This is a genomic window from Pseudomonas sp. PAGU 2196 (assembly GCF_022179005.1).
Taxonomy (GTDB): domain Bacteria; phylum Pseudomonadota; class Gammaproteobacteria; order Pseudomonadales; family Pseudomonadaceae; genus Aquipseudomonas; species Aquipseudomonas kermanshahensis.
Genome location: NZ_BNTL01000011.1, coordinates 88,549 through 114,737, shown reverse-complemented (window position 1 = coordinate 114,737; position 26,189 = coordinate 88,549). Strand labels below are relative to the sequence as shown.

Annotated in this window: 19 protein-coding genes and 1 pseudogene; 11 read left to right on the top strand and 9 right to left on the bottom strand. The window is 63.6% G+C overall.

Annotated features, from left to right (window positions below; translation table 11 throughout):
- Positions 1-14: 14 nt before the first annotated feature.
- Positions 15-1,721 (top strand): ATP-binding protein, encoded by a 1,707-nt coding sequence (locus tag MFF34_RS10790; RefSeq protein ID WP_238213338.1) that lies wholly within the window; start codon positions 15-17, stop codon positions 1,719-1,721.
- A gap of 6 nt (positions 1,722-1,727) precedes the next feature.
- Here the strand turns inward: MFF34_RS10790 and MFF34_RS10785 are convergent, their stop codons facing one another.
- The 6 genes from MFF34_RS10785 to MFF34_RS10760 form a co-directional block, all read right to left on the bottom strand.
- Positions 1,728-2,474 (bottom strand): SDR family oxidoreductase, encoded by a 747-nt coding sequence (locus MFF34_RS10785; protein ID WP_027593552.1) that lies wholly within the window; start codon positions 2,472-2,474, stop codon positions 1,728-1,730.
- Between the two features lie 510 nt (positions 2,475-2,984).
- Complete coding sequence (locus MFF34_RS10780; RefSeq protein WP_238213328.1) at positions 2,985-4,517, bottom strand: DHA2 family efflux MFS transporter permease subunit; 1,533 nt, start codon at positions 4,515-4,517, stop codon at positions 2,985-2,987.
- A complete protein-coding gene (locus MFF34_RS10775) occupies positions 4,514-5,707 on the bottom strand; it encodes an HlyD family efflux transporter periplasmic adaptor subunit (RefSeq protein ID WP_099429126.1) in 1,194 nt (397 codons plus the stop codon). Before MFF34_RS10775 ends, MFF34_RS10780 begins: the two co-directional genes overlap by 4 nt.
- Positions 5,708-5,737: 30 nt before the next feature.
- Entirely contained in the window at positions 5,738-6,211 is a 474-nt protein-coding gene (locus MFF34_RS10770; RefSeq protein WP_099429125.1) for a MarR family winged helix-turn-helix transcriptional regulator, read from the bottom strand.
- Between the two features lie 334 nt (positions 6,212-6,545).
- A complete protein-coding gene (locus MFF34_RS10765; protein ID WP_283236618.1) occupies positions 6,546-7,178 on the bottom strand; it encodes a response regulator transcription factor in 633 nt (210 codons plus the stop codon).
- Positions 7,179-7,190: 12 nt separating this feature from the next.
- Positions 7,191-8,597 (bottom strand): sensor histidine kinase, encoded by a 1,407-nt coding sequence (locus MFF34_RS10760; RefSeq protein WP_099429123.1) that lies wholly within the window; start codon positions 8,595-8,597, stop codon positions 7,191-7,193.
- A gap of 195 nt (positions 8,598-8,792) precedes the next feature.
- Here MFF34_RS10760 and MFF34_RS10755 point away from each other — a divergent pair, with 195 nt between their 5' ends.
- The 3 genes from MFF34_RS10755 to MFF34_RS10745 all read left to right on the top strand — a co-directional run bounded on the left by MFF34_RS10755 (position 8,793) and on the right by MFF34_RS10745 (position 13,504).
- Complete coding sequence (locus MFF34_RS10755; protein WP_238213319.1) at positions 8,793-10,415, top strand: acyl-CoA synthetase; 1,623 nt, start codon at positions 8,793-8,795, stop codon at positions 10,413-10,415.
- 141 nt (positions 10,416-10,556) lie between these two features.
- A complete protein-coding gene (locus MFF34_RS10750; RefSeq protein WP_238213317.1) occupies positions 10,557-12,326 on the top strand; it encodes an acyl-CoA dehydrogenase C-terminal domain-containing protein in 1,770 nt (589 codons plus the stop codon).
- A 170-nt stretch (positions 12,327-12,496) separates the two neighbouring features.
- Entirely contained in the window at positions 12,497-13,504 is a 1,008-nt protein-coding gene (locus MFF34_RS10745; RefSeq protein WP_238213309.1) for a FecR family protein, read from the top strand.
- 12 nt (positions 13,505-13,516) lie between these two features.
- Here MFF34_RS10745 and MFF34_RS10740 read toward each other — a convergent pair whose 3' ends face one another.
- A complete protein-coding gene (locus tag MFF34_RS10740; protein ID WP_027593561.1) occupies positions 13,517-14,836 on the bottom strand; it encodes a Na+/H+ antiporter family protein in 1,320 nt (439 codons plus the stop codon).
- A 187-nt stretch (positions 14,837-15,023) separates the two neighbouring features.
- Here MFF34_RS10740 and MFF34_RS28265 point away from each other — a divergent pair.
- Positions 15,024-16,310, top strand: a pseudogene (locus tag MFF34_RS28265) (HAMP domain-containing protein); the annotation flags it as partial.
- 102 nt (positions 16,311-16,412) lie between these two features.
- The gene (locus MFF34_RS28260; RefSeq protein WP_374707396.1) at positions 16,413-17,168 is read left to right on the top strand and encodes a methyl-accepting chemotaxis protein; all 756 of its coding nucleotides are present in this window, start codon (positions 16,413-16,415) and stop codon (positions 17,166-17,168) included.
- Positions 17,169-17,200: 32 nt separating this feature from the next.
- Here MFF34_RS28260 and MFF34_RS10730 read toward each other — a convergent pair whose 3' ends face one another.
- Positions 17,201-19,117, bottom strand: coding sequence for a S8 family serine peptidase (locus MFF34_RS10730; protein WP_238213305.1), 1,917 nt, complete (start codon positions 19,115-19,117; stop codon positions 17,201-17,203).
- Positions 19,118-19,292: 175 nt separating this feature from the next.
- Here MFF34_RS10730 and MFF34_RS10725 point away from each other — a divergent pair, with 175 nt between their 5' ends.
- The 5 genes from MFF34_RS10725 (at position 19,293) to MFF34_RS10705 (ending at position 23,772) form a co-directional block, all read left to right on the top strand.
- The gene (locus MFF34_RS10725; protein WP_238213303.1) at positions 19,293-20,309 is read left to right on the top strand and encodes an ABC transporter substrate-binding protein; all 1,017 of its coding nucleotides are present in this window, start codon (positions 19,293-19,295) and stop codon (positions 20,307-20,309) included.
- A complete protein-coding gene (locus MFF34_RS10720) occupies positions 20,306-21,154 on the top strand; it encodes a proline/glycine betaine ABC transporter permease (protein ID WP_238213294.1) in 849 nt (282 codons plus the stop codon). Before MFF34_RS10725 ends, MFF34_RS10720 begins: the two co-directional genes overlap by 4 nt.
- An 81-nt stretch (positions 21,155-21,235) precedes the next feature.
- The gene (locus MFF34_RS10715) at positions 21,236-22,099 is read left to right on the top strand and encodes a LysR family transcriptional regulator (RefSeq protein ID WP_085274271.1); all 864 of its coding nucleotides are present in this window, start codon (positions 21,236-21,238) and stop codon (positions 22,097-22,099) included.
- Positions 22,100-22,208: 109 nt separating this feature from the next.
- Complete coding sequence (locus tag MFF34_RS10710; RefSeq protein WP_238213292.1) at positions 22,209-23,126, top strand: AEC family transporter; 918 nt, start codon at positions 22,209-22,211, stop codon at positions 23,124-23,126.
- A gap of 34 nt (positions 23,127-23,160) precedes the next feature.
- Entirely contained in the window at positions 23,161-23,772 is a 612-nt protein-coding gene (locus tag MFF34_RS10705) for a cell wall hydrolase (protein WP_238213286.1), read from the top strand.
- 121 nt (positions 23,773-23,893) lie between these two features.
- Here MFF34_RS10705 and MFF34_RS10700 read toward each other — a convergent pair whose 3' ends face one another.
- Positions 23,894-26,059, bottom strand: coding sequence for a TonB-dependent siderophore receptor (locus tag MFF34_RS10700; protein WP_238213284.1), 2,166 nt, complete (start codon positions 26,057-26,059; stop codon positions 23,894-23,896).
- Positions 26,060-26,189: the final 130 nt, after the last annotated feature.

The following is a 26,189-nucleotide window of genomic DNA, read 5'->3' as shown; positions in this document are numbered from 1 at the left end:
TGCCCGGTGATTGCTTGAATACAACCGATGAGCTGGAGGTTTTACGCCAGCGGATCGATCAGCTCGAACAGCAAAATAGCCAGTTGAACAGCGAACTGTTGCGCTTGAACGCACGCGCGCTGGCGTCGGAAGGCTACCGCTTTCTGTTCGAGAACATGGAAGAAGGCTTCTGCATCATCCAGTTCATCGATGGCCCGCTTGGGCCATTGAGCGATTACGTACACCTGATGGCCAACCCGGCTTACTGTCGCCATGCCGGGCTGCCCAATGTCGTGGGCCGTACCCTGCGTGAAGTGATACCCGACGAGGCCCATGTCTGGCTGGACTACTTCGGCACCGTGGAGCGGACTGGCAATCCGCTGTACTTCGAGCATGAGTTGCTTGCCACCGGCCGCTGCCTTGGGCTGGCAGCAATCCGTATCGAACCTGCCCACAACCATCAGGTGGCGGTGATCTTTCGTGATGTGACAGCGCGCAAGCGCGCTGAGAGTGCCCTTCAAGACCTCAATGCAGAGCTTGAGCAGCGTGTCGAACAGGCCGTGGCGCAGAGCCAGAAGGCCGAAGAGGCTTTGCGCCAAGCGCAGAAAGTCGAAGCTGTAGGGCAGCTGACAGGGGGCGTTGCGCACGATTTTAACAACCTGCTTGGCGGCATTCTTGGTGCGTTGGAGCTGGCCAGGGACAGGGTGGCCATCGACCAGCCCAAGGCAACCATCACCCCTTTGCTGGAAAGCGCCCATAGTGCGGCACAACGGGCTGCGGCGCTTGTTCATCGATTACTCGCGTTCTCCCGTCAACAGACCTTGCAGCCACGCGCCACCGACGTCGCGGTGCTGGTCACCGGCATGCTGGACCTGATCAGCCGCAGCACCGGCCCCCACATCGAACTCGACTACCAGTGCAGCGACGCTTGTTGGACGGTGCATATCGACCCTCCTCAACTTGAGAGCAGCCTGCTCAACTTGTGCATCAACGCACGCGATGCCCTGCCCGACGGGGGCAGGGTCCGTATCGCCCTGTGCAATGTCTCGTTGACCAGCGAGCAAGCTGCGCAGCTTGAGCTAACGCCTGGCGACTACCTCTGCCTCAGCGTCGAAGACAACGGCAGTGGCATGACGGATGAGACCCTGACCCGCGCCGTGGACCCGTTTTTCACCACCAAACCGCTTGGCCGCGGCACGGGCCTGGGGTTATCGATGGTCTTCGGTTTTGTGCGCCAGTCCGGCGGGCAACTGCACATCGCATCGTCCCTGGGCCAGGGCACCACGGTGCGCTTGCTGCTGCCGAGACACCACGCGCAGCCTGCGCCTGCCGTACTCAAACCCGCGGTACCGCTACCGCGCTCCAATACAGGCGCGACAAAGCGGATCGCCGTGGTCGAGGATGTCAGCGCCATGCGCCTGGTGATTGCAGAAGTGCTGCATGACCTGGGCCACGACGTGATGATGTTCGAGGATGGCCCCCAAGCGCTTGCAGGCTTGGCAGAGCAACCCGCGCCCGACCTGCTGATCAGCGACGTGGGCTTGCCGGGCGGGATCAACGGGCGCCAGTTGGCCGACACGTTGCGCGGGCGTTACACCGGGCTCAAGGTGCTCTTCGTCACGGGCTACGACGAAAGTGCAGCGCTGGCTAACGGCAACCTGGAGACCGACATGCGCGTGCTGACCAAGCCCTTCAGCCTCGAAGCACTGGCCGAGCAGGTCGGCCAGTTACTGGAAGGATAAGGCGCCTCAGCGCCCGCCGCCCAAATCGACGAAGCTGCCGGTGGAATACGAGGCCTTGTCCGAGAGCAACCAGACAATGGCCTCGGCGACTTCTTCTGGCCGGCCGCCGCGGCCCATGGGCAACCCGGGTTCGAGCTTGGCGACCCGGTCCGGGTCACCGGAAAGCGCATGGAAGCCGGTGTGTATATAGCCTGGGCGCACGCCATTGACCCGCACGCCCTCGCCTGCCACTTCCTTGGCCAAGCCAAGGGTAAAAGTATCCAACGCGCCCTTGGAGGCCGCGTAGTCGACGTATTCGTTGGGCGAGCCCAGGCGCGCAGCCACTGAAGAGACGTTGACGATCGCCCCGCCCTGCCCGCCATGCCGACGCGCCATGCGCAACAGCGCATGTTTGGCGCAAAGCATGGGCCCAACGACGTTGGTCTTCATCATCTTGAGCAAGCGAAACTCGGACATCTCCTCGACACGGCTCTGCTGGCCGATGGTGCCCGCGTTGTTGACCAGCGCAGTCACCGGGCCAAGCGCCTCATCGACACGCTGGAACAGCTGAATGATTTCATCCTCGACACTGACATCGGCCCGCACCGCGATCGCTTCGGCGCCAAGCGCGCGGACCTGCCCAAGGACGCGCTCGGCAGCCTGGTCATCCGCGTGGTAATTGATGCAGATACGGTACCCCTGCCGAGCGGCCAGCAGGGCTGTCGCCGCGCCGATACCTCGGCTGGCGCCAGTAATGACGATGACATTCTCCATGGGCCTGCCAATGCTGTTGAAAGTGGGCTTTCGACAATAGGACAAATGCCAACGCATGGGAATGCCACCCCTTCCCAAAGCGCGCAATCGCGCGCGACGTTGACCCAGCTCTTGATCCGGCCCTTGATCCAGCTCTTGATCCAGCTCTTGATCCAGCTCTTGATCTTGATCTTGATCTGGCTTTTGACCTTCAGCGACTCAGGAGGCCGAGCGCAGGCCTTGCGAAGGGAGGTGACGGGCAAGGATGCCCGTCAAGCGCTGGGGCCCAGGATGGGCCCTGCAGCGCGGTCCTCCCGGGAGCAAGGCCGTAGCGAGGGGACCCCGAAGCGCAGCGTAGGGGCCGGATGATGGAGCGCAGCCCTTTTTGGTTACTTTTTGGGGCGTTTGCCAAAAAGTGACCCGCCGTAAGGGCGGAAAGGTGACTAAGCGTCGCCTTGGCAACTGGCCCCTGCCACACCTTCAACACCTTCAACACCAACAACACCAACAACACCAACAACTACTATCCCATCAGTGCCCCGCAGAAGGCCCAGCCTTAGCCGTAAACGGCGGCCGCGCAAACCAAACCAACAAAATCAACCCCGCAAACACCCAAGTCATCATCATGAAATAGTCCACCGTAGACATCATGTAAGCCTGCGCATTCACAATCTGCTCCAACCGCGCATAGTTCTGCACACTGGCCCCCCCCAGCAGCTCCAGCGTATGCCGCGTCGCCGGATCAAACTGGCTGATATTCTCACTCAGATACGCATGATGCTGATCCGCCCGCCGTATCCAGATCCACGTCGTCAGCGACGCCGCAAAACTCCCCCCCAACGTACGCAGAAAGGTCGCCAGCCCCGAGCCATCGGCTATCTGATGCGGCGGCAAGTCCGACAGCAAAATGCTCAACGTCGGCATGAAGAACAGCGCCACGCCAATCCCCATGAACAACTGCACCAACGCCACATGCTGGAAGTCCACCTCACTGGTAAACCCAGCCCGCATGAAGCAGCTCGTGCCAATCGCCAGAAACGCCAACCCCGCCAGCAGCCGCAAGTCGAACCGGTGCGCGTACTTGCCGACAAAGGGCGACATGATCACTGGCAACAGCCCGATGGGCGCCACCGCCAGCCCCGCCCATGTCGCCGTATAACCCATCTGCGTCTGCAACCACTGCGGCAAGATCAGGTTGATACCGAAGAACCCCGCATAGCCCCCGACCAACACAATCGTGCCGACCCGGAAGTTGCGGTGCACGAACAGCCGCAGGTTGACCACCGGATGCCGATCGGTCAGCTCCCAGATCACGAACACCGCCAGGAACACCACCGAGATCAAGCTGCCCATGATGATGAACGACGACTCGAACCAGTCCAGGTCATTGCCCTTGTCGAGCACCACCTGCAACGCCCCCACCCCCACGATCAGCGTCAAAAGGCCGATGTAGTCCATCGGCTGGCGGCTGGTCACCACCGGCCGCGAGCGCATCTGTTGGCGTACAACAGCGGCGGCAAACAGACCGATCGGCACGTTAATGAAGAAGATCCACGGCCAGCTGTAACTGTCGGTGATCCAGCCCCCCAGTATCGGCCCGGCAATCGGCGCTACCACCGTGACCATCGCCAACAGCGCCAGGGCCATCCCCCGTTTCGCCGGCGGATACACCGCTATCAGCAAGGTCTGGGTCATCGGATACAACGGCCCCGCCACCACGCCCTGCAACACCCGAAAGCCCACCAGCTCCGGCATCGACTGGGCGATGCCGCACAAGAACGATGCCAGTACGAACAACAACGTGGCCCAGATGAACAGCTTCACCTCGCCAAAGCGCCGGCTCAGCCAGCCCGTCAGCGGCAAGGCGATAGCGTTGCTCACGGCGAACGAGGTGATCACCCAGGTGCCCTGCTCATAGCTCACCCCCAGGTTGCCGGAAATGGTCGGCAAGGCCACGTTGGCGATGGTGGTGTCGAGCACCTGCATGAACGTTGCCAGCGACAGGCCGATGGTGGTCAGCAACAGGCTCGGCGGCGTGAACTGGGCGGCAGCCTGGTTGTTCATCGCTGCGCCGTCTTGCCGGATGCGCTGTTCTCGTGAATCAGCCGGGCGATCAGGTTATCGGCATCGACCAATTGCCGGTCGTACACCTGGGTGGTGTAGCTGGCCTGCTGCGGCGGTTGCTGGGCCAGGGTCGGGCCGCTCTGGTCGTGCAAGTCGACCTCCACCAGCGTCGACAGGCCGATACGCAGCGGATGGTCCTTGAGCTGGTCCGGGCTTAGGTGAATACGCACCGGCACCCGCTGCACGATCTTGATCCAGTTGCCGGTGGCATTTTGCGCCGGCAGCAGGGCAAACGCGCTGCCAGTGCCTGCACCGAGGCTGTCGACCGTGCCGCTGTACTTGACCGCGCTGCCGTACAGGTCGGCGCTGATTTCAACCGGCTGGCCGATACGCATGTCGCGCAGCTGGGTTTCTTTGAAGTTGGCATCGATCCACACCTGGTCCAGGGGGATCACCGCCATCGTCGCGGTGCCCGGCTGCAGGCGCTGGCCCAGTTGCACGGTGCGCTTGGCGACATACCCGGTCACCGGCGCCACCAAGGTGGTGCGGGCGTTGTCGAGGTAAGCCTGGCGCAGGTCGGCAGCGGCTGCCATGACTTCGGGGTGCGAGGAAACCACGGTGTCGTCGACCAGCGCGGTGCTGGTGTTGAGCTGCTGACGAGCACTGGCCAGGGCGCTCTGGGCCACACTCAGGTCGTCACGGGCGTGGGAGATTTCTTCTGCCGCAATCGCACCGCTGTCGGCCAGCACCTTGCGCCGGTTGTAGTTGTCCTGGGCCTTTTGCAATTCGGCCTGGCGCGTCTGCAACTGGGCCTTGAGCCCATCGACGTTACTGTACAGGCCGCGCACCTGGCGCACCGTGCGCGCCAGCTTGGCTTCGGCGGACTGCAGCGCCACCTCGCTGTCGGACGGGTCGAACTGCAGCAGCACTTGGCCGGCGTGAACCAGGTCGCCGTCATCGGCACCAATGCTGGTGACGGTGCCGGTCACCAGCGGGGTGATCTCCACCACGTTGCCATTGACGTAGGCGTCATCGGTGCTTTCGTGCCAGCGCCCGACCAGGGAATACCAGGCCCAGGCGCCGACACCGCCGAGGATCAGCAGCAGAAGCAGGCCGAGCAGCCAGGCCTTGCGTTTGCGTGACGGCGCAGGCGCGTCGGCTGGGGTTGGGGTGTCTGTGGAAGTGGCCATGACAATACCTTGGATAATGCGTAACAGGGGTCAACGATCGCCAAAGCGGCGGATCGTCAAAGGGTCGCCAGCGCTGAGCAGCACCTTGGCCAACAAGCGCTCGAGCGTCTTGAGCTCTTCGGGTTGCAGTGCGCCGCACAATTCGTTCATCGCTGCCGCTCCGATTTCTGGCAGCCGGTCCGCCAGGCGCTGGCCATCGGCGGTCAAGGCCAGGCGCACCTGGCGTCGGTCGTCGGCGCAGCGGTTGCGCAGGATCAGGCCCTTCTGCTCGAGGCGGTCGAGCATGCGGGTCATCGAACCGCTGTCCAGGCCCAGGTAGCGGCACAGCTCTGCCGGGGTGTCCACCTGGTACTGGGTGACGATGATCAACACCTTGAACTGCGCGGCGGTGACGCCCTCTGATTCGAGGTGCCAGTCGAGAATGCGGTCCTTGAGGATCGCCGCGCGACCCAGCAGCATGCCAATGGCACAGGTCTGGAAGTTTTCTGGAGAGAAATGCGCCATGGAGTCTGCCCGGGTAATTGTTTAAAAATATTACTGCCTAGGCAGTGAATGTCAAAGCTTTGATTAGGGTGCTATGCAAAATTTCATGATTTGGCCGCGCTTTTCTTGAACAAAGCACAACCCTTGTGGGAGCCGGATTGCCAGCGATAGAGGCGCCGCGGTGCCTGGCACCGGCTTCGTCGGTGATCGCCGGCAAGCCGGCTCCCACAGGGACCGTGCAGTGCTCAAGGCCAGCGCGGAACCTGTGGGAGCTGGCTTGCCAGCGATGAGGCCGGCACAAGCACCACAAGACAGTTGCTCCCACAAGTCCCTGCCAGATCAAATTTCTGTTAGGTCACCGCTCAGGTGCCAAACCCAACGCTGGCACCGCGCCGCAGGCGATCGCCATGCCTACCAGTTCCGCCAGGCTTCCTGCTTGCAGCCGTTTCATCACCCGCCCCCGGTACAGGTCAACGGTCTTCACGCTAACCCCGAGGCGCTCGGCGATCTCGCGGTTGTTCAAGCCCTGGGCCAACGGCACGAACACATCGCGCTCACGCGGCGTCAGGCCATCGACCCGCGCCTGAACCTGGGCCAACGCCTGGTCGCCCTGACGCGCGCGCCCTGCCCGCTCCAATGCCGCCTGCACACTGTCGAGCAGCAACTGGTCGCTGTAGGGTTTCTCGATGAAATCGCAGGCACCCGCCTTGAACGCCCTAACCACGATCGGCACGTCGGCATGGCCACTGACAAAGATCACCGGCAGTTCCAAGCCCCGTTCCTTCATCAACTGCTGCACCGCCAGCCCGCCCAGCCCAGGCATGCGCACATCCAACAGCACACAGGCCGGCCCGTCATCGATGCACGCATCCAGAAACGCCTGCCCACCGGCAAACGACAGGGCCTCGAGCCCCACCGACTGCAGCAGCCAGACCGTGGAATCACGCATGCCCTGGTCGTCGTCGACCACATACACCTTCGCTTGCACCCTGACCTCCCGTTATTCCCTGCTCACTGCCAAGCGGCAGCACAACACCAACCCACCGTTCGCGCCCGCACGTGCCCATAAGCTGCCACCAAAGCCTTCGATGAGGCTGCGGCTCATGCTCAGGCCCAGCCCCAGGCCATCAGCCTTGCTGGTGGTGAACGGGGTAAAGATTTCATCCAGGCGCTCGGCCGCCACGCCCGGCCCTTGGTCCGTCACCTCGACCAACACGCCGTCGCCTTCGCGCACGGCGCCCAGCAGGATACGTGAGGGCCGTTCGCCCTGCTGTTCGCGATTGGCATCGATGGCATTGCGCAGCAGGTTCAGCAGCACCTGCTCCAGCAACACCCGGTCGGCATACACCGCCGGCAATTGCGCGCTCATGCGCAGTTCGATGCTGACCTGGTCACGCGCCGCCTCCCAGGCACACAGGCGCATGGCTTCATTGGCCACATCGAGCATGTCGAGCGCTTGCAGCCGGCGGGGCCCTTTACGCAGGAACACACGTAGCCGGCGGATCACCTGCGCGGCGTGGGTAGCCTGCTCGGTGATGCGCTGCAGCCCCTGCCCGACCCGCTCACGCGCCTGCGGGTCGCGCTCCAGGCCTTGCAGGTAACGCTGGCTGGCGTTGGCATAGTTGACCACCGCCGCCAACGGCTGATTGATCTCGTGGGCGATACCGGACGCCAACTCGCCCAAGGTGGCCAGCCGCGCGCTGTGGGCCAGGCTCTCCTGGGCTTCGATGCGCAAAGTGATATCACGGGAGACACTGACGATTTCCACCACTGCCCCGGTGTAGGTCTCGCGGATGGCGCGGCTGGCGATCTCGAACCAGCGGTAGCCGCCCGCCGCCTGGCGCACCCGGCAGGTCATGGTGTGGTAGCCGTCCTGGTCCAGGGCAGCAGCAGCCTGGGCCAGCACCTGTCGGCGTTCACGCGGGTGCAGCAAGGTCCGCACGGCCATGCCCCGCAGTTGCTCGGGCCATCGGCCCAACAGGCGGAAGGCCGCCGGCGAGGCGTCGAGAAAGCGGCCGTCAGGGCTGTGCCGGGAGATCAGGTCCGTGGTGTTCTCGATGATCAAACGGTACAGGCGCCGGGCGCGGCTGGCTTCGCGTGCACCCTGGCGTTCGGTGCTGGCGTCACGGCAGCGGCCAAGTACCTGCTGGCCCTGGTCGTCAGGGATAAAGGTCCACAGCACGATGCGCTCGCCAACCTGTACTTCCACGTCGGCAATTGCCCGGTGCTGCCGCAGGCAGGCCCGCACCAGCGCAGCACAGTTGGCCGGTAGCCAGGCCGCCAGCGGCGGGCCTTCCTGCAGCAAGGCCTGTAAGGCCGGGTTGGTGGCCAGCGGCCTGGCATCGGCGGCCAGCAACAGGCTGGGCTGCGGGTCTTTGGCGAGCAAGGGAGACAGGGTCTTGTCCACGGCGTGCAACTCGTTGTTATAGTAGTTTTACTATATTGCTATAGTCGATATTCCATCTACCATAGCGACTCGCGTAAAACTGCGACAGGGGAAAGCGGCCAACCGTACGCTTTTCCACACCCTGAACAGAGCTAACAATCAGCCACCGGGGGTCACGCGCACAGGCTGCGCTTGCCTCCCCAACAGGATTAACGCATGTCGATCTATGCCCAGGGCCTGATGCCCGCTGCCGTCAACCATGTCGCCCTCACCCCACTGAGCTTCATCGAACGCACCGCTGCGGTGTACGGTAACTACCCGGCTGTCATCCATGGCGCCATCCGCCGCAACTGGCAGGAAACCTACCAACGCTGCCGGCGCCTGGCCAGTGCCCTGATTGGGCGCGGCATCGGCCGTGGCGACACGGTCGCGGTGATGCTGCCAAACACCCCGGCCATGCTCGAAGCGCACTTCGGCGTGCCCATGACCGGTGCGGTGCTCAACACCCTCAACGTTCGCCTGGACGCCGAAGCCATCGCCTTCATGCTGCAACACGGCGAGGCCAAGGTGCTGATCACCGATCGCGAGTTCCACACGGTCATCGAAGCCGCCCTGGCCTTGCTCGAACACCCGCCCCTGGTGGTCGACGTCGATGACCCGGAGTACGGCGAAGGCCGCGCGGTCAGCGCGCTTGACTACGAAGCCCTGCTGGCCGAGGGCGACCCGGAATTTGCCTGGGAATGGCCCGATGACGAATGGCAGGCCATTTCGCTCAACTACACCTCCGGCACCACCGGCAACCCCAAGGGTGTGGTCTACCACCATCGCGGTGCCTACCTCAACGCGCTGGGCAACCAGATGACTTGGGCCATGGGCCACCGCCCGGTGTACCTGTGGACCCTGCCCATGTTCCACTGCAACGGCTGGTGCTACCCCTGGACCATCACCGCCTTGGCCGGGACCCACGTGTTCCTGCGCCGGGTCGACCCGCAAAAGATCCTCACCCTGATCCGCGAACACCGGGTCACCCATCTGTGCGGCGCGCCCATCGTGCTCAACGCCCTGGTCAACATGCCTGAGGCCGCCAAAGCTGCCATCGAGCACCCGGTGCAGGCCATGGTCGCAGGCGCCGCGCCACCCGCCAAGGTGATTGGCGCGGTGGAAGAAATGGGCATCCAGGTGACCCACACCTACGGCCTGACCGAGGTGTACGGCCCGGTGACGGTCTGCGCCTGGCATGAGGAATGGGACGCGCTGCCGCTGGAAGCGCGCGCACGTATCAAGTCCCGCCAGGGCGTACGCTACCCGACGCTCGACGGCCTGATGGTCGCCGACCCGCAAACTCTCGCCCCGGTGCCGCGCGACGGCAACACCCTGGGCGAGATCTTCATGCGCGGCAACACGGTGATGAAGGGTTACCTGAAAAACCCTGAGGCCACGGCCGAGGCCTTCCGCGGCGGCTGGTTCCACACTGGCGACCTGGCAGTCTGGCATGCCGATGGCTATGTCGAGATCAAGGACCGGCTCAAGGACATCATCATTTCCGGTGGCGAAAACATCTCCACCATCGAAGTCGAAGACGCCCTCTACAAACACCCAGCGGTGCTGGAAGCCGCCGTGGTGGCGCGCCCCGACGACAAATGGGGCGAGACGCCCTGCGCCTTCGTGGCACTCAAGCCTGGCCGGGAAGACACCCGCGAAGCCGATATCACCAACTGGTGCCGTGAGCACCTGGCCGGGTTCAAAGTGCCGAAGACCGTGATTTTTGGCGAGCTGCCCAAGACCTCCACCGGCAAGGTCCAGAAGTACGTCCTGCGCGACCGCGCCAAAGCCCTTTAAGGCTGTAACTGCCTCTTCGCGGGTATACCCGCTCCCACAAGAACCGCGCCGTTCTTGGGAACTGCATTAAACCGGTGGGAGCGGGTTTACCCGCGAAGAGGCCCGGCCAGACAACCTATAACTCACTTCTTCGAGCCGACGATGCCCCACTACACCGCCCCACTGCACGACATGCGCTTCATCCTCCACGATGTGTTGCAGGGCCCTGCCCTGTGGGCACGCCTGCCCGCCCTGGCCGAGCGCATCGACGCCGACACCGCCGATGCCATCCTCGAAGAAGCGGCCAAGGTCACCAGCCAGCTGATCGCCCCGCTCAGCCGCAACGGTGACGAGCAGGGTGTGCACTTCGAAGCCGGCCAGGTCACCACCCCGGATGGCTTTCGCGACGCCTGGCGCACCTACCGGGAAGGTGGCTGGGTTGGCCTGGGCGGCAACCCCGAGCATGGCGGCATGGGCATGCCGAAGATGCTGGGCGTACTGTTCGAGGAAATGCTCTACGCCGCCGACTGCAGTTTCAGCCTGTATTCGGCCTTGAGTGCCGGCAGTTGCCTGGCAATCGATGCCCACGCCAGCGAAACACTCAAGGCCACCTACCTGCCGCCGCTCTATGAAGGCCGTTGGGCCGGCACCATGTGCCTGACCGAACCCCACGCCGGCACTGACCTGGGGTTGATCCGCACCCGCGCAGAACCCCAGGCCGATGGCAGCTACCGCATCAGTGGCAGCAAGATTTTCATCACCGGCGGCGAGCAGGACCTGACCGAAAACATCGTCCACCTGGTGTTGGCCAAGTTGCCGGACGCACCGGCGGGGGCTAAAGGCATCTCGCTCTTCCTGGTGCCCAAGTACCACGTCAATGCCGATGGCAGCCTGGGGGAACGCAACGCCGTGCAGTGCGGGTCGATCGAGCACAAGATGGGCATCAAGGCCTCGGCCACCTGCGTGATGAACTTCGATGGGGCCATCGGCCACCTGGTAGGCGATGCGAACAAGGGCCTGGCGGCCATGTTCACCATGATGAACTACGAGCGGCTGTCCATTGGCATCCAGGGCATCGGCTGCGCCGAAGCGTCGTACCAGAGCGCCGCACGCTACGCCAATGAACGCCTGCAAAGCCGTGCCGCCACGGGTCCGCAGGCGAAGGACAAAGTGGCCGACCCGATCATCCAGCATGGCGATGTGCGGCGCATGCTGCTGACCATGCGCACGCTGACCGAGGGTGGCCGGGCCTTTGCGGCGTACGTGGGGCAACAGCTGGACCTGGCCCGCTACGCCGAAGACACCGGAGAACGCGAACATGCCCAGCGTCTGGTGGCACTGCTGACGCCCGTGGCCAAGGCGTTTTTCACCGACAATGGCCTGGAAAGCTGCGTGCTCGGCCAGCAGGTGTATGGCGGCCATGGCTACATCCGCGAATGGGGCCAGGAACAACGCGTGCGCGACGTGCGCATCGCACAGATCTATGAGGGCACCAACGGCATCCAGGCCCTCGACCTGCTCGGGCGCAAGGTGCTGGCAGACAGTGGCCAGGCGCTGTCCAGTTTCACCGCCGAAGTGCGCGCCTTCAGCGTTGCCGCGCCACTGTACCGCGAAGCCCTGCAAGCCAGTGTGGCGCGCCTGGAAGCCACCAGCGCATGGCTGCGGGCACGCGCAAGCCAGGACGCCAACCTGGTCAGCAGCGTGGCCGTGGAGTATTTGCACCTGTTCGGCCTCACCGCCTACGCCTACATGTGGGCGCGCATGGCCGCCGTGGCGCAGGCCAAGCGCGAACAAGACCCGGCCTTCCATGAGGCGAAACTGGCGTGTGCAGCGTTCTTCTTCCAGCGCGTGTTGCCACGCAGCCTGGGGCTGGAAGCCAGTATCCAGGCCGGCAGCGTGAGCCTGTACGGGTTGACTGCGGAACAGTTCTGATCAGCGTGGGGGCGTAAAGCGCCCCCCGGCACTGCCCGCGAAGGGTTCTCAAACGCTGAAATTCCATTGCAAATCCGACGAAAAACCGGCACAACTGATAGTCATTCGCCATTACCTCGGTTCTCGGGAACCCTCTAGCAAGGGTAGAATGCGCAAAACCCGGAGCCGCAATGAATCACGACCGCCTCAATCCCAGCCCAGACGATGCCATTACCGACGCCGCCGCGCATTGGTGCATGCGCCTGCACGCCGAAGATTGCACGGCGGCAGAACGCGAGGCGTTCGCCCGCTGGCGGGCGGCTGACCCACGGCACGCCGAGGAATACCAGGCGATGCTGGAAATCTGGCAGACCGCCGACCTGCTGCCGCGCAACGCGACCGTGGTCGATTTCAACCCACCGTCACGCCAGGCCGCACGTGTGCGCAACTGGCGCCCGCTGGCCTCGGCTGCAGCCATCGCCCTGGCGGTACTGCCATTGGCAGGCTGGATGGGCTGGGAACAAGGTTGGCTGCCCAACCATTACCAGCACTTCGAAGCCAGCGACCGGATGCAGACAGTAGAGCTGAGCGATGGCAGCACGGTGCAGCTCAACCTCAATACCGAGCTGACATACCTCAACTTCAAGGACCAGCGCCAGGTTACCCTCAAGCGCGGCGAGGCGTTCTTCAAGGTCCAGCACGACAGTGCGCACCCCTTCATCGTCCACGCTGGCCGCGGCCAGACCCGGGTAACCGGCACCCAGTTCAACGTCTGGAAGTACCAGGACCAGGTCAAGGTCACCTTGGTGGAAGGTTCGGTGCTTGTGTCCAGCGACGGCAGTGCCGGCGGCTACCGCCTGGGCCCTGGGATGCAGGCCAGCTATCACAAGGGCGATTTCGAGCCGCAACTCGCGCAAAGCGACGATTACGGCAATGCCCTGGCTTGGCGCAATGGCAAGCTGGTGCTCGATAACCTGAGCCTGGAACAGGCGTTGCCGGTGATCAACCGCTACCTCGACGCCCCGCTGCTGCTGGCCGATGCCAGCACCGGGCGGATCCGCATCAGCGGCATCTATAACACCCGCGAAGTCGGGCGCCTGGTCAATAACCTGCCCAAGGTGCTGCCGGTCTACCTGACCCGCAGCAAGGACGGCAGCACAGTCCTCAACAGGATCTCGCCGCCGCCCGACAAGGGCTGACGCCCTCCCGCCTTACAGCGTCATCGCCGCCAACCAGCCAAACGCCAGCAGCGGCAGGTTGTAGTGGATGAAGGTCGGCACCACCGTGTCCCAGATGTGGTGGTGCTGGCCGTCCACGTTCAGGCCCGAGGTCGGGCCCAAGGTCGAGTCCGACGCGGGCGAACCTGCATCCCCCAATGCCCCGGCGGTACCCACGATGCACACCGTGGCCACGGGGTCGAAGCCCAATTGCACGCACAGCGGCACGAAGATCGCGGCCAGAATCGGCACGGTGGAGAACGACGAGCCGATGCCCATGGTCACCAGCAACCCCACCAGCAGCATGAGCAAGGCGCCGACGCCCTTGCTGTGGTCGATCCACTGCGCCGATGTCTCGACCAGGCTCTTGACCTCGCCGGTGGCCTTCATCACGTCGGCAAAACCCGACGCGGCAATCATGATGAAGCCGATCATGGCCATCATCTTCATGCCTTCGGTGAACAGGTCGTCAGTGTCTTTCCAGCGCACGATGCCCGACAGCGAGAAGATCAGGAACCCGACCATGGCGCCAATGATCATCGAGTCCAGCAACAGCTGCACGATAAACGCCGCCGCGATCGCCAGGCCAGCGACCATCAGGGTCAACGGGTTGTATTGCACGCTGACCTGCTCGACCTGCTCGATACGCGCCAGGTCGTAGTCGCGCTTCTTGCGGTAGCTGAAGAACACCGCCAGCAACAGGCCGGCGAGCATGCCCGCCGCCGGAATGGCCATGGCATGGGTGACATTGACGCCGCTCACATCGACCCCAGCGCGGGCGACGTTGGCCAGCAGGATCTCGTTGAGGAAGATGTTGCCAAAGCCCACCGGCAGAAACATGTACGGGGTGATCAGACCAAAGGTGATCACGCAGGCGATCAGCCGACGGTCGATGCGCAGACGCGTCAACACATACAGCAGCGGCGGCACCAGCAGCGGGATAAAGGCGATGTGAATGGGCAGGATGTTCTGCGACGACACCGCCACCACCAGCATCAGGCCGATCATCATCCACTTCACCTTGCCGCCATTGGCATGGCCCTGGCGGTCGATCATGGCCAAGGCGCGATCGGCCAGGGCGTGCGCCAGCCCTGACTTGGCGATGGCCACGGCAAAGGCGCCCAGCAGCGCATACGACAACGCCACGGTGGCGCCGCCACCCAGCCCGCCATTGAAGGCCTTCAGCGTGCCCTCGATGCCCAAGCCGCCGACCAGGCCGCCGACCAAGGCACCAATGATCAGGGCGATGACCACGTGTACCCGCGACAGGCTGAGTATCAGCATGATGCCGACCGCGGCGATCACTGCATTCATGGTTGGCTTACCTCATAAGGACAGAAAAAAAGCGCGCACTCTGAAGCAGTGGGCGGCAGATGTCAAAAGCGCCATGTTGCGGCGCATTACTCAGCCCCGCCTTAATTTAAATTGAACGTTTGAATAAAGAAAAAAGCGCGATGGCCGACACAGTCGACAGCCAGAACTATTACAAGGGATTCGCCCCATGCCTTTGCGACAACTTTCCATCCAGTGGAAGATCACCCTGCTCGCCGGTCTGTGCCTGGCCTGCATCGTCACCCTGCTCGTCGGCCTTTCGCTGTACCGCATGGACCACAGCTCGGACCTGGTCAAGGCGAGCAGCATGCAGATGCTCACCGATGCGGCCCAGGGGCGCATCGAGTCGCAAGGTGAAGTGCAGGCCTTGAACATTCGCCGTCAATTCATGGACGCCTATCAGTACGGCGCCGGCTTCGCCCGCCAAGTGCTGTTCCTGCGCGAGCAGGCTGAAAAGCGCTTTCTCGATGCCTACGACCTGCGCGAGGACATGACCCGCCAGGTGCGCGCCGCGTTGCAGGCCAACCCCGGACTGCTCGGCATGTCGCTGGTGTTCGAGCCCAACGCCCTGGACCACAAGGACAACCTGTTCACTGCCAAGCCAGAGCTGGGCAGCAACGAAACCGGGCGTTTCGCGCTGTACTGGTCGCAACCACGTGCCGGCCAGCTGACCGCCATGGCCCTGCCTGAACATGACATGGCCAACACCGAGGTCGGCCCCAGCGGCCAGCCCGCCAACACGTGGTGGGTGTGCCCGCGCAGCAGCGGCAAGGTCTGCGTGGTGGAGCCCTACTTCTATGACATCGATGGCCAGCGGGTGCTGATGACCAGTATCGTCTTCCCCCTGGCCGTCAACGGCAAGGTGATCGCCACCCTGTCGATCGACATCAACCTCAACAGCCTGCAGGCCTTGACCCAGAATGCCAGCCGCAGCCTGTACGAAGGCCGCACCACCGTGGGCATTCTCAGCCCGGTGGGCCTGTTGGCCGGTTACAGCGCCGATGCCGGCAAGCTGGCCCAGCGCTTCGACCAGGTCGACACGGCCAAGGGCGCCGAACTGGTGCGCAAGCTAGCCGAGGGCAAGCTGAGCATCCTGCACGACCAGCAACGCCTCAAGGTGCTGGCGGCCTTTGAGCCGATCCCTGGTGCCCAGCCCTGGGGCGTGCTTCTGGACGTGCCGGAAAACGCCCTGACCGGGCCCGCCGAAACGTTGAAACAGGAACTCGATGCACTGAACACCAGTGGCACCTTGCTGGAGCTGGGCCTGGGCCTGGCCGCCGCAATCGCCGGCCTGCTGCTGGTGTGGCTGATGGCACGTGGTGTGACCCGGCCGATTCTGGGCGTGGCAGCGATGCTCAAGGACATCGCCAGTGGCGAAGGTGACCTGACCCGCCGCCTGACGTACCAGAAGCAGGACGAACTGGGCGAGTTGGCCGGTTGGTTCAACCGCTTCCTCGACAAGCTGCAGCCCACCATTGCCGAGGTCAAACGTTCGGTGCAGGCCGCCCGTGGCACGGCCGACCAGTCCTCGGCGATCGCCAGCGAGACCAGCGCTGGCATGGAGCAGCAGTACCGCCAGGTTGACCAGGTGGCGACCGCCTCGCACGAAATGAGCGCCACCGCCCAGGACGTTGCCCGCAGCGCTGCCCAGGCTGCGCAGGCAGCCCGCGAGGCCGACCAGGCCACCCGCGAGGGCCTGGCCGTGATCGACCGCACCACCCACAGCATCGATGCCCTGGCCGCCGACATGAACAACGCCATGGCCGAGGTCGAGGGCCTGGCGCAGAACAGCGAAAAAATCGGCTCGGTGCTGGAAGTGATCCGCTCGATTGCAGAGCAGACCAACCTGTTGGCACTCAACGCCGCCATCGAAGCTGCCCGCGCCGGTGAGGCCGGCCGTGGCTTCGCCGTGGTCGCTGATGAAGTGCGCAACCTCGCCCGGCGCACCCAGGAGTCGGTGGAAGAAACCCGCCAGGTGATCGAAGCCTTGCAGGCCGGTACCCGCGAAGTGGTCGGTGCCATGGATAACAGCCACCGCCAGGCCCAGGGCGGCGTGCAGCAGGTCGGCCAGGCCGTCACAGCACTGCAGCGCATCGGCCAGGCAGTGACGGTGATCACCGACATGAACCTGCAGATCGCTTCGGCCGCCGAAGAACAAAGCGCGGTGGCCGAAGAGATCAACAGCAATGTCGCAACCATTCGCGACGTCACCGAATCGCTGTCAGGGCAAGCCAACGAGTCGGCTCGGGTCAGCCAGTCGCTCAACAGCCTGGCCAATCAACAACAGGCGCTGATGGATCAGTTCCGCGTCTGATGCGTTAGAGGCCGACGCTTGCCGGCCTCACCTCAAGGTTCGAAGCGGCCGTTGCCGAGTATGCGATCGAGCATTACCAGCGCACCGTGCACGTTGGGCCTGGCCCCCATCGGCAGTACATCAGTGCCCGGCGAGGTGGCGTCTTCATAGCCGCACGCCATGACCAGCAGGTGCATCTGGTCGGCATTCAGGTAGACGTGATGGTGCCCCATGGCATACGACTGGATCAGGCTCAGGGCGCCCGTCACCATGGGGGTTGCACTGGAGGTGCCGGCGTAGTTCTCGGAGTAGTCCCTGTTTTCACCCGGCAGGTCCTGCAAGTCGCCCCTGGACAGGGTCACCACACTGTCGCCCCAGGCGTTGAGCATGCGATGGCGGTAGCGGTAATTGGAGTACGTGTGGGGCTTGCCACTGTACGATTGACACGCGCCAATCAAGATGACACCGGCATCGCCGTAGTCGTCGAAGTAGGGCCAATTGGCAAGGTCGACGCCCTGGTTGGCTTGAGTCCCTTGTTGCGCCAGGGTCTTGCTGCTGCCATTGGCCGCCGCGTTGACCACCACAGCGCCGCGCTGGGTCAGTTGCTGCATCACTGTCCACCAGGCTTTGTCGTGCACGGACGGCAACGTTGTACTGCGCACGGCGGGGTTGGCAGTCTGGCGATTGATAGCGACAATATCCCCGGGTTCCACGTTGCGCAGCAGGTCTTTGAGCACCTGATTGTTGCCGTGAATATCCTTGGAGCGGTTGTGGTACAGGTACATTTCGCTATCATGACTGACCCCCGTTGCCCCAAACCCATTGCGCGCTGCCAGAATGACCCCCACAGAGGCAGTCCCGTGCTTGGGATCGTGGTTGGGCGCTAGCGACACGATCTTCAGGTCAGGGTTGCCCCGCAGGTCCTCGTGTTCCGCAAACAACCCGCCGTCACTGAAATGGATCCGCGAGCCTCGCCCAGTTACCCCCCCGGCCCAGGCCTTGCGCACGTTCAGCCCTTTCCATCTTGGGCCTGGTGCATCTAGGTAATGCTGGCGAGGCTCGAAGTCGGGCGTGGGCTGGGCATTTTCGTGGGCTCGATTACCCGCCACCACGGCGGCGCCGGTCAACAGCGTGGCTACCGCCGCCGCCGCGCCAAGCAAGATCAGATTTGGCCCGGCGCTGGCTTGCAGGAACTGCATGGACTGCACGTACTCCAGCGCGGCCAGGGTCTTGAGCAGTGCGAGGTAAGTGTCGTTGAGCATGCTCGGCGGCTGCTCCAGATAGCAGAACGTGCGTAATGCCTGAAGCCGATCGTCATGCTGCTCCTGCTCATCCAGAACAGGCCGGGGGTTAAGCACGATATTCAGATTGGGCCAATAACGAACCAATACCGAGCCTGAATCGGGCTGCAGATCATCAAGCAGCCGCTGGTAGCCACCCGCTTCGAACGCGATAACCAGCGTAGGGTACGCGGCACCTGGCGCCACTGCCGCAAGGCCTTGAGCAAGCTGCTCACGAGGTTCGTATTCGCGGCTGCTCTGGTCCACCTCACGCTTGCCCCGCCCGCCCGCGGACGGCAGCGGTATTTTTTCGAGCACGCGTCGGTTCAACTCCTCGGCCTTGATCTCGAGCACCAGGGGCGGCAAGTCAATGATCCCGGCAGCCCCGGTAGGCCGGTTCGCAGCCCGGGCATAGTCATCCAGCAGGACGACCCTTGGCCGGATGCTGTAGACACCAACCGCTTCTTCGGCGATCAACGTGGCTGGGCATCCATGGTCCCCCAAGCGGCCAGTGTGCACCTCGGACTGTACCGAAACCCCTCTGAACGACACCGCATCCTCAGGCCCGGCCCGCTCCAACTCATAGCGAATACGGCTGACCTTGTGCAGGTCTGCACCGATGCACCGAACGTGAAATTTTCCATCGAAACAGAAGTTGCGGTAATAGACGAAACTCAAATCAAGGGTCATCAGGAATGCCTCGCGCCGTGGGCCAAGTGTGCTGCCGAAATGGCAACGCACACTCTTGCAACCGCGGGCCACGGGGCACAGAGAGAGCGCCTTCCCTGCCTCCCGCCAGGCAAAGCAGGCAAAGGTGTCGTCTACACTTGCCGGCACTGACTCAGCGGCTACCGAGGAGGCCCCGATGAAAAGAATTCCAACGCTGCTGGCCGGCCTGCTGCTGGCTGTTGGCTTGGCCAGCACCGACAGCGCCGCCTCAGCGGAACGCAAGGCGCCGATTCACTTTGGCGCAATTGGTTGGGAAAGCGGTGCACTGACCACCGAGATACTGCGCCTGATCGTCGAACGGGGTTACGGCTACCCCACCGACACACTGCCCGGCAGTACCGTGAGCATGGAAGTGGCCTTGGCCCGAAACGACCTGCAGGTGATCGCCGAGGAATGGGCCGGGCGCAGCCCCGCTTGGATCAAGGCCGAGCAGGCCGGCCAGGTGTTCGCCCTTGGCGACACGGTCAAGCACGCTGAAGAAGGCTGGTGGGTGCCGGCCTACGTGATCCAGGGCGACCCGTCGCGCAACCTCAAGCCCTTGGCACCGGACCTGCACAGTGTCGACGACCTCAAGCGTTACCCCGAGGTGTTCAGGGACCCTGAAATGCCGGACAAAGGGCGCTTCCTCAACAGCCCGAGCGGCTGGACGTCCGAGACGGTCAACAGCCAGAAACTCAAGGCCTATGGGCTGGATGCGCTGTATAACAACTTCCGCAGTGGCTCTGGCGCAGCGCTGGATGCCGAAATCAGCTCGTCCATCCGCCGCGGCCAGCCAGTGCTGTTCTATTACTGGAACCCGACCCCGCTCATGGGGCGCTACAAGCTGATCCGCTTGCAAGAGCCGCCCTTCAATGAAAAGGCCTGGGCCACCCTGACAGATGCCAGCAACCCCAAGCCGCAAGGTAGCCAGTCACTGCCAGCCAAATTGTCTATCGGCGTCTCGAAGGCGTTCAAAGAAGGCTACCCGGACCTGGTGGCGGTGTTCGAAAAAGTCGACCTGCCGATCGATCGGCTCAACAGCGCCCTAGCCGAGATGAGCGAAAAGCGCATCCCGCCCAACCAGGCTGCCCTCGCCTTTTTGCGCGATAACCGCGATGTGTGGAAAGCCTGGTTGCCTGCGCAGGTCGCAGCCAAGGTCGAGGGCAGCCTATGAGCGGCGGCTTTCCCGAAGCCCTGCAATTTTCCTTCGCGGGTCGCGTCAACCAGCTAGTCGACTGGCTGGTGTTGAACTACGGCGACCACTTGCGCAGCCTCTCGGATCAACTGCTGCAACTGCTGGTGGGCCTGGAAAACCTGCTGCGCCTGTTGCCCTGGTGGGCGCTGTTGCTGGTGGTCGGGCTGCTCGCCTGGCATGCCAGCCGCAGCCTGTTGCGCAGCCTGATGATGGTGGCCCTGCTGGCCTTGATCGGCGTGCTCGGGCTGTGGGACAAGCTGTTGCAAACCTTGGCCTTGGTCCTGATCAGCACGGGCTTGTGCGTGATGGTCGGCGTGCCGCTGGGCATTCTGCTGGCGTCCCGCCCGCTGGCTCGACGGCTGTTGATGCCGGTGCTGGATGTGATGCAGACACTCCCGGCCTTCGTCTACCTGATCCCGGTGCTGACGCTGTTTGGCCTGGGCAAGGTGCCGGCGGTGTTCGCCACCCTGATCTACGCGTTGCCGCCGCTGGTGCGGCTGACCGAACTGGGCTTGCGGCAGATCGACCCGTCCTTGTTGCAGGCTGCGCACGGCCTGGGTGCCAGCCGCTGGCAACGGCTACGTCGCATCGCCCTGCCACTGGCCCTGCCCAGCATCATGGCCGGGCTCAACCAGTCGGTGATGATGGCGTTGTCGATGGTGGTGGTGGCTTCGATGATTGGCGCCCGCGGGCTGGGTGAGGATGTGCTGGCGGGGATCCAGACCCTTAACGTCGGCCAGGGCGTCGAGGCGGGGTTGGCGATCGTGGCGCTGGCCATGGTGATTGACCGCATCAGCCAGGCGTATGGGCGCACGGGGCGTTGAAGTACGCAGATGCCGGCTTGCCGGCGACCGGCCCCGCACTGACAATGCACGCCTGCCCGCTCAGCCCTGGAGCCCCTTCGCGTGTCCCTTAAAGCCCTGCGCACCCTGGTGACCATCGCCCGCCACGGCACCTTCGCCCGTGCCGCCGACCTGCTCAGCCTCACCCCTTCGGCCGTGAGCCTGCACATCAAGACCCTCGAAGACGAACTGCAGGTCACCCTGTTCGATCGCAGCCGACGGCAAGTCGTGCTGACCGAAGCCGGGCAGTTGGCGGTCGCGCGCGCTGAGAGCATCCTCGGCGCCTATGACGAGCTGGCCGATGCCTTGGCCAGTGGCCCGAGCCTGCGTGGCCGCTTGCGCCTGGGGGCGATCCACACGGTGCTGGCCCGGCGCTTGCCCAAGGCCCTGCTGTGGATCAAGACCCACCACCCGCAGTTGCACATCAGTGTTGCGTCGGGCATGTCGGCGGAATTGGCCCGGCGCGTCGAAGACGGCGAACTCGATGCAGCGATCACCACCGAGCCGGTCAGCCCCTACCCGCAGAGCCTGGTCTTCACCCCGCTGTTCGCTGACCGCTTCTGGGCTATCGCCAGCCCCGATTTGGCTGGCCAGAGCGTGCCCGAGCTGCTAGCCAGCCAACCGTTCCTGCGCTTCGACAAACGCGCCTGGGCCGGACGGCAAATCGAACAAGAGCTGCGCCGCCAGCACCTGCAAGTCAGCGAACAAATGGAGCTGGACAGCCAGGAAGCCCTGGCCAGCATGGCGGTGATGGGCCTGGGCGTGGCCATCATCCCCATGGCCGACGCGGACCTGCAGCGCTTGCCGCCGGCGACCTGCCTGCCGTTTGGCGAACCGCAACTGACGCGCCGGGTGGTGCTGCTGGAGCATGAGAAAAGCCAGCGGCGCCACCTGAGTGCGGTGCTAAAGACGGCCCTGGACGCCTAAATCGCAGCAACCGTGCAGTTATTCTCAACGGTCAATGAAGAAAACAACGTTTTTACAAACCAAAGCGCCCCCGTAGTCTGTAGCGGTACCCGACGACGGAACGCCGACCATGCTCCACCTGCTGCTGACCACACTGCTACCCATCATCCTGCTGATCGCCCTGGGCACCTTTCTGCGTGTGCGCGGCTTTCTGGCGGAAACCTTCTGGCCCGGTGCCGAACGCCTGAGCTATTACGTGCTGCTGCCGTCGCTGTTCCTGCATGGCCTGGCCACCGCCAACCTCGACGGGGTACCGATACTGGGCATGGTGGGAGTGCTGATGCTGTCGACCCTGCTCGGCGCCTTGCTACTAGTGCTGTATCAAGGCGCGGTGAACCATGACGGTGCCGATTTCACCTCGGTGTTCCAGGGTGGCATCCGCTTCAACAACTACATCGGCGCAACCCTGGCGGCGGGCATCTATGGCAGTGCTGGCATTGCCTTGGCGGCCGTTGCCAACGCCGCCATCGTGCCCTTGGTCAACCTGCTGTGCGTACTGGTGTTCGCCCGTTTCAGCGCACGCCATAGCTCACCGGCCACGGTACTGCGGGCGATCTTCGCCAACCCGCTGATCGTTGGCTGCGCGGGTGGCCTGCTGCTGCGGGTCACAGGGCTGGGCCTGCCGGCAGGGCTTGAACCGACGGTCAAGGCGCTCGGCCAGGCCGCCCTGCCCTTGGGCCTGCTGTGCGTGGGCGCAGCCTTGGGCGGTGCCAGCGTCGGCCGCCAGGTGCGCCCGTTGATGGCCGCCTCGGCGTTCAAGTTCCTGGTCATGCCGCTGACTACCTGGGGCCTGTGCCGTGTGCTCGGCCTGGGTGGGCAGGCGGCGGTGGTGGCCGTGCTGTTCCAGGCCTTGCCTACGGCGTCCTCGTCCTATGTGATGGCCCGGCAGATGGGCGGCAACGCACCGCTGATGGCCACCATCATCGCTCTGCAGACCGTGGTGGCCGCCGCAACCCTTCCTTTGGTGCTAATGCTTACGCTTGGCTAGACTCTGAATCAACTCAGCGATCGGAAGCTCGGCCATGCGCCTCTTGTGGATGGTAATCGGCTTGACCTCGGCCCTGCTTGCAGGCCCATTGCACGCCGCAGACACGGCCAAGGCCGCGGTCGCAGAGGACAAGGCCGAAGTCCTTGAAGAAAAGGTGGTCGAGGACGCCCCGCCGCCGAAAAAGGCCGAAACCATCACCCCAGGCGAAGTAAAAGCAGTCGACCCGGCAGGCCAATCGCCGCTGGACGACAGCATCACCTGCCTGGCCCGCACCATCTATTGGGAAGCCAAGGGGGCCAACGAAAAGGACATGACGGCGGTGGCCAGTGTCGTGCTCAACCGCCTGGGCCATGATGGCTTCCCGGACACCATTTGTGGCGTCGTCAAACAGGGCGTGGAAACCAAGGCCTGCCAGTTTTCCTGGTGGTGTGACGGGCGCTCGGACCAGGTCGAGGAAGCGCAGCGTTACGACATCGCCAAAGAGATTGCGCGCAAGGCGCTCAACCAGCAGCTCAAGGACCCTACCGGCGGTGCGCTGTACTTCCACGACCGCAATGTGCACCCGGATTGGGCCAAGGCCTACCGCAAGACCGCCGAGACCACGCATTTTCTGTTCTACAAGCCTAACCAGGCGCTGGCCCGCTGACGTGTGTGGGTGTTTGGGTGTAGGAGCAGCCTTGTGCTGCGAAGAGGCCGGTGAAAGCAGCGAAGATTCACTGTGCTTTCACCGGCCTCTTCGCAGCACAAGGCTGCTCCTACAGTGAGCGTCAGAAGTCTATCGAGCCGGAGAACTTGACCAGGCGCGGGTCGCCTTGGGTCAGGTAGCCGCCGTTGGCCGAGGCCCAGTAGTTCTTGTCGGTGAGGTTCTCCACGTTCACCCGCAAGGTGACCTCTTTCTGCTGCACCTTGAATCGGTAACGTGCGCCTACATCGAAGCGGTTCCAGGTTGGCAAGGTGAGCGTGTTGGCCGGGTTGGCGTACTGGCCACCGGTGCGCAGCATGCGGGCATTAAGCGCTACGCCTTGCAGGCCAGGCACGTCCCAGTCGACGCTGGCGTTGAGCTGGAAGGTCGGAACACCGACCGCATGGTTGCCATCATTGGTACCGTTCTGGGTGTTTTTCAATTCTGTGTCCATGCGGGTGCCACCGGCCATCAGGCGCAGCCCCTGCAGCGGCTCGCCGAACACGCTCAGCTCAACGCCCTTGTTTACCTGCTCGCCGTCCTGGACGAATACATTGCCCTGAACAAAGCCATCAGTGGGCCGCTCGATACGGAACAGCGCCAGGTTGGCACCGAAGGTCTGGTAGTCGAGCTTGACCCCTGCTTCGACCTGCTTGGTCTTGGCGGGTGGGAACACTTCCCCGGCGTTGATGACCTGCCCCGACGCCGTAGCGCCCTGCGCCAGGCCCTCGATGCGGTTGGCGTACAGCGAGATCGACGGGTTGAGCTTGTACACGATGCCGTAGACAGGCGTGGTCACCGACTCGTCGTAGAACGCGTTGCGCCCAAGGTCCGCGCCCTCGCCGTCATAGGCATACCCTTCGACCCGCAATTGCTGGCGCCTCACCCCCACCGTGACCAGCAGGCTGTCGTCGAACAGGCCCAGCGTATCGGACACGGCAATGCTGCGGTTGCGCGTCTTGCCGGTCACCCCAGGGTCATCCAACTTGCCACCGGTAAAGGTTGGGGTGGTGGGCTTGGGCAGCGGGTCAGTGTGATAGAGGTTGGTGGCCTGCGCGTTGTAGAAGACGAACGCATTTTCTTGCTGGGTCCAGATGCTGGCCGCACCAATGTTCAGCTGATGGCTGACCGGGCCGGTCTGCACGCGGCCGTTGATGCCACCCATGAAGGTGGTGTTGTCTTCATTGTGGGGGATTTTCGAACCGGCGATGGTGGCGTCGCCCGTGGCGGCGTTGGTCAGGATCGGCGTGCCGTAGAAGCCGTTCTCATGGGTGTGCTTGACGCCACCGGCCAGGTAGCCGCTCCAATTGTCGTTGAAGTCGTAGTCGCCCCGGGCCATGCCGAACGTGTCTTCGGTTTCAGTCCAGGCCCAGTCCTGCCCATAGTTGTGATCGGCATCCGGCGCCCGCGGGATATCAGTAAGGCCGGCCCCCAGGCGCACCGAGTTACGCAGGTGGTTGACGCGCTGCTTCTGGTAGCCGAAGTCGGTAGACAGGCGGAAGTTGTCGCCCCGGTAGTCAAGGCCGGCAATGAACAGCTTGCTGCGTTGATCCTGGTCGTCGACTGCGGTTTCGCCTTCACGTTGCGACAAGTTCAGGCGCACGCCAAAGCGGTTGTCCTCACCGAAACGCTGGCCGATGTCCAGGTGTTCGCCAACGCGGCCGTCGCTGCTGATGTCTTGGGTGTAGCGACGCGTGGGTACATCACCGGCACGCTTGGGCTGCAGGTTGACGTTACCACCTAGGCCGGTTCCGGTCGGGCTGGCGCCGTTAAGGAAGGCGTTGGGCCCCTTGAATACCTCGACCCGCTCTACCGCATCGGTTGAGATCATCTGCCTGGGCAACACGCCATACAGGCCATTGAACGCCACATCATCACCGCTGAGTGGCAACCCGCGGATGACGAAAACCTGCGACTGGTTGCCGAAGCCAAACGACTGGCGCACGGACGGGTCGTTGAGCAGCACATCGCCGATATCCTCGGCCTGCTGGTCCTCGATCAATTGCGCGGTGTAGCTGGTCATGGTGAACGGCACGTCCATCATGTCCTGATTGCCCAGCACGCCCATCTGCCCGCCCCGCGCGACCTGCCCACCGGCAAAGGCTTGCGGGAGTTCGCCCTTTACCTTGGCAGACTCGGCGTCGATAGCAGTGGCATCCAGCTGGATCACGCCATCAGCCGCCTGTGCAGTAACCGCAACGGAACAGCAGACAGCGAGAAAGGTCGATTGATAATGACGGGGTCGTGCCATGAAAGGCTCCTGGGTATCGGATGGACGCCTTCCTGGCAACGTGGGGTGGAGGGCATAAATTAATCGCGATTGCGAATTGTTTCCAGCTGAAGTTACGAATAATTACCAAGTGATCGCACTTTTTGCGCGC